This is a genomic window from Clostridium sp., from assembly GCF_036569345.1.
In the GTDB taxonomy this organism is placed as follows: Bacteria; Bacillota; Clostridia; order Clostridiales; family Clostridiaceae; genus Clostridium_AD.
Genome location: NZ_DATCQT010000171.1, coordinates 1 through 5,151, shown reverse-complemented (window position 1 = coordinate 5,151; position 5,151 = coordinate 1). Strand labels below are relative to the sequence as shown.

General features: G+C 30.0%; 3 protein-coding genes and 2 tRNA genes. All 5 read left to right on the top strand.

Features of this window, described 5'->3' with window-relative positions:
* The first annotated feature begins 63 nt into the window (after window positions 1-63).
* Window positions 64-139 (top strand) — tRNA-Met (locus tag VIM70_RS17345).
* A 5-nt stretch (window positions 140-144) separates the two neighbouring features.
* A tRNA-Met gene (locus VIM70_RS17340) sits at window positions 145-221 on the top strand.
* Window positions 222-558: 337 nt separating this feature from the next.
* Entirely contained in the window at window positions 559-2,949 is a 2,391-nt protein-coding gene (gene spoIIE, locus VIM70_RS17335) for a stage II sporulation protein E (RefSeq protein ID WP_331947035.1), read from the top strand.
* Between the two features lie 246 nt (window positions 2,950-3,195).
* Complete coding sequence (gene tilS, locus VIM70_RS17330) at window positions 3,196-4,590, top strand: tRNA lysidine(34) synthetase TilS (RefSeq protein ID WP_331947036.1); 1,395 nt, start codon at window positions 3,196-3,198, stop codon at window positions 4,588-4,590.
* A 2-nt stretch (window positions 4,591-4,592) separates the two neighbouring features.
* The gene (gene hpt / locus VIM70_RS17325) at window positions 4,593-5,129 is read left to right on the top strand and encodes a hypoxanthine phosphoribosyltransferase (RefSeq protein ID WP_331947034.1); all 537 of its coding nucleotides are present in this window, start codon (window positions 4,593-4,595) and stop codon (window positions 5,127-5,129) included.
* Window positions 5,130-5,151: the final 22 nt, after the last annotated feature.

Sequence of the window (5,151 nt, the reverse complement as noted above, 5' to 3'; positions counted from 1 at the left end):
ACTTAAAATCCTGCGGTGGTTAAACACCGTACCGGTTCGATTCCGGTCTTCAGCACCAAATATCGCGGGATGGAGCAGTTGGTAGCTCGTCGGGCTCATAACCCGAAGGTCGTAGGTTCAAGTCCTACTCCCGCAACCAATTATGGCGGAATAGCTCAGCTGGCTAGAGCATTCGGTTCATACCCGAAGGGTCGTAGGTTCAAGTCCTATTTCCGCTACCATACCTCACAAGGAAACTTTGTGAGGTATTTTTTTATTTATTGAAAAAATATTAAATTTTATCTATAGAATGGTGATTTAAAAAATATATAAGCATATAAGTATAAATTTTTCAAATATATAATTTCATGAAGTGACAAGCTTCATTTAATATTTTAAAACCTACTATAATAATATGGTAGGTTTTTTTATATTATAGGGAAACACACAATCTATATGTAAAAAATATACATATTATTGTCTCAAAAAAAATGTACAAGCATCTCACCTTATGACAATTATTTCCAAAAAAAATTGTTATAATGAAGTCCTAATTATTAAAGGTGGGTGATTTGTATTATGCAATACGGAATTGATATATTTCCATACGAAAGACTTAGAAAAGTAAAAGATGAAGCACAAAAGAAAAATGCATTAAATATTAATTTAATTATTAGAGGAATTATTTATTTTGCCATAAGCTTTTTAATAAGTAGGGTGCTACTTCTAAATAATACTGCACCATTTGGCATAGCTTTCTTAATTGCTACAGTACTTTTAAATAATGATAAGATTTCAATAATTACTACCAGTGGTACATTTTTAGGTTATATAACTTTGTATAATAGCATAAAGAATTTACCATCATATTTAATATTAATAGTAACGATTGCTCTTTTGGGTCACAGTTTTAATAATATAGAGGCTAAAACTAAAGCTTTAGTTAGCATGTTTGCCATTATTATATTTGAATTGTTTATTTATAATTTTTTCATCATAAGGGTAAGTGGATTAATGGCTTTTTTAAATTCATTTTTCCTAGTTTTATGTATCTTTCCTTTATATTTTATTCTAGATTATAGTATTTTATGCTTCAAAGAAATTAAAACAAAACATATATTTTCAAATGAAGAAATAATAAGTATGTCAATTATAAGTTCTTTAATTATAGCTGGTACTTGGGGGCTTAGTGTTTTCACAGTATCAATTACAAATATCTTAGGACTTGCTTTTGTTATAATAATAGCTTACATTAACGGAAGTGGGGCTGGTGCCGCATCAGGAGTGGCTATGGGAATTATTGTAGGAATGTCGTCAGAAAACATGATTATATTTATAGGCATGTATGGTATTTGCGGGTTAATAACAGGCGTTTTTAAAGAAACTGGGAAGCTTTTAAGTGTTACATCTTATTTAGTTGCCTTTTCAATAATAAAGATATATTGTATTTCGGGGTCTGAGTTTATGATATTTGAAGCTTTAGTAGCAGGGCTAATATTTTTGCTAATACCGCAAAATGTTTATGATAAATTAGCCTTAGAGTTTAATTCAGATAAAAAGAAGCAATGTATTGAGCAGGGATATATAAATAAAATTAAAGATACATTTGTAGGAAGGTTAAATAATTTTTCGGATGTACTTTCCAATATGTCAGACATATTAAATAATTTAGTAGACAATGAAAAATTAGCAATGAAAGGTAAGAGCAGTGCACTAGTGGAAAATCTTGCGGATAGAGTATGTAGTAATTGTAATATGAAGTCTATGTGTTGGAAAAGAGAATTACATTATACATATGCAGCGTTTGAAGAACTAATTCAAAATTTTGAGAGGAAGAGTGATCATGTACCAGAAGAAATTGAAAGAAAATGCATAAAGAGAACGGCCATACTTAAAAATACAGAAGACATTGTAAATAAACATATTATAAATGAAATGTGGAGAACGAGACTTAGCGAAGGTAGAGAACTTTTAGCAAACCAAATTGGTAATATGGCAAGTTCTGTGGGGGAAATTGTTGAAGATTTTAATTCTGATATTCAAATAGATACTCCTATGGAAAAACTTATATGCAAAGCCTTAGATAAAAATAGAATTAAACACAATGATCTTATGTGTTTGAATGACAAGCTTGGACGATTAAGTATCAAATTATCTCTTAATGCATGTAGTGGAAGTCAAATGTGCGTGAAGGATTTATTGCCTATTATAAATGGTGTCACAAATAAATGCATGTGCATTAGTGATGAGGGTTGCTGTATTGATTCAAAGACCAATATGTGTAAGGTAACAATTGAAGAAACACCAAAGTTTCATGTGGTATCGAATGTGGCTAGGCAGTGTAAAGATGGGGAAAAATTAAATGGAGATAGCTATAGCTTTGGTAAACTCGCAGATGGAAGTTACATGTCAGTTATTAGTGACGGTATGGGATCAGGCCCCCAAGCAGGTAGAGAGAGCGAGGCTGCTGTTGAATTAATAGAGAAGTTTACATCAGCAGGCTTTAGCAAAATCACAGCTATTAATACTGTAAATTCAATAATGACATTAAGATTTTCTGAAGAAGAAAAATTTTCTACTATTGATTTAAGTAGTATAGACCTATATACTGGAGAAATTGATTTTATGAAAGTTGGGGCTGTTGCAACATTTTTGAAATCAGGTGATGATTTAGAAATTATAAAATCAAAATCTCTTCCTATTGGGGTTTTGGATAAGGCAGATATAGATATACAACAAAAGAAACTAAAAAATGGAGACATTATAGTTATGCTTAGTGATGGAGTTTTAGATTATAATGATGAAAATGTAGGTAGGATAGATTGGGTAGTTGACTATTTGGGTAAAAATAATTGCAATAGTCCAAAAGAATTATCTGAGGGGTTACTTTTCGAAGCAAAAAAATTAAGTGGAAATAAAGTTAAAGATGATATGACAGTTCTTGTTTCAAAGATATATAGTTTATATTAAATAGTCTTATATAAGTGTGATTTCAATATTTTGCGATCCTGGGAAATAATTAGGGCATATATAATATTTGAAAATTAAAAAATGGAGAAAGAATTAATGCAGGCTAAAGCCTCTTTAATATTCTTCATTTTTGACTTTTTAGATTTATGTTTAAAAAATGGGAAATATATATTACTAAATTATATAGTAATATGATATAGTAATATGAGATTTAAAATTATAAAATATTATAAAAAAGTTTGGGAAGTGAAAATTTTGTTACAAAAGGTCATGGATTTTATAAAGGAAAATTCAATGTTTGATAAGGGAGATAAGGTTATTGTTGCATTATCGGGTGGACCTGACTCCACATGTTTGCTCTATATTTTAAATGAAATCAAGAATGAAATTGGGATTACACTTGTTGGGGCACATCTAAATCATTGTCTTCGAGAAGGCGATGCGAATAAAGATGAGGAGTATGCAAAAAAAACTTGTGAAATTCTGAACATAGATTTTTATAGCAAAAAAGTGGATGTACATAGAATTTCGAAGGAAAAAAATTTATCTTGCGAAATGGCAGGGAGAGAAGTCAGGTACGGATTTTTTGAGGAACTTACTGTTAGATTAGATGCGAAGAAAGTAGCACTAGCACATAATGCTAATGATCAAGCTGAAACTATTTTAATGAGGATAATGAGAGGCACAGGTATTGAGGGAATGGTTGGCATAAAACCCGTTCGCGATAAAATATATGTAAGACCCATACTTCATCTTACTAGAAAAGAAATAGAAGAGTATAACTCCATTAATAATATCAATCCAAGAATAGATAAATCTAATTTAGAAAATATTTATGCAAGAAATAAAGTAAGGCTCGAGCTTATTCCATATATGGAAGAAAACTTCAATAAAGATATAATTAAAACCTTAAATAGATTATCTGATATTGTAAAAAAAGATAATGAATATTTGGAGTGTATTTCTGAGGAAGAATATAAAAAACATTGTGAGATAGAACCGCAAAGGGTTATAATTAATAAAAGTGCGTTCATTCTACATGAAGCAATTCTAAGTAGAATTGTTAGGAGTGCCTTGCTTGCGGTTAACCATAATCTATATAACTTTGAAAAAATCCATATATATAGTATTATAGAGCTGCAAAGACATGAGACAGGTAAAAGTATAATGCTACCTCAAAATATAATAGTTGAGAACTGTTATGGAGATATGCATATATATGTAGCCAGAGTGGACACTTTATGTAATAATATACAGTATCCTTTAAATATAAATCAGAAAAACACTATTCATTCACTAAATAAAGTAATAGAAATTGATGTTATAGCTAAGCTTGAGTGTACTCAAGGTAAAGCAACTGATTATATTAAGTACTTTGATTATGATAAGATAAAGCAGCCATTAATACTAAGATACAGAAAAGATGGAGATAGGTTCATGCCACTAGGTATGATAGGTAACAAAAAAATTAAGGATTTGTTTATTGATTTAAAAATACCTAAAGCTAAAAGAGACGAAATACCATTAATATGTTTTGGGCATGATATAGGTTGGGTAGTTGGGTATAGGGTTAGTGAAAAATTCAAGGTGTCAAAGAATACTAAAAATATATTGCGGATTAGAATCGGAAGAGAGGAATAAGAATGAACAATGATATTAAAGAGGTATTGTACAACGAAGATCAATTAAGAGATAAAATAAGGCAAATGGGTGCAAAAATAAGTAAAGATTATTCTGGCAGGGAACTTATACTTATTGGAATTTTAAAAGGATCAGTTATATTTATGTCGGATTTATTAAAGGAAATTACAATTCCATGTAAAATGGATTTTATGGCAGTTTCCAGTTATGGAAATTCCACTGAGACTTCAGGAGTTGTAAGAATTTTAAAGGATCTAGACTTTGAAATTCAAGGAAAGGATGTACTAATAGTAGAAGATATTATAGATTCAGGAGTTACACTTAAATATTTAATGAAGTGCCTATCTGCAAGAAAACCAAATACTTTAGAAATTATATGCTTGCTGAATAAACCAGAAAGAAGAAAGGTAGATATAGATGTCAAATATGTGGGGTATGATGTACCAGACCATTTCATCGTAGGCTTTGGAATGGACTATGCAGAAAAATATAGAAATTTACCATATATAGGGATACTTAAAGACGAAATTTTCAAATAAATATCTATAAAATGTATATTAT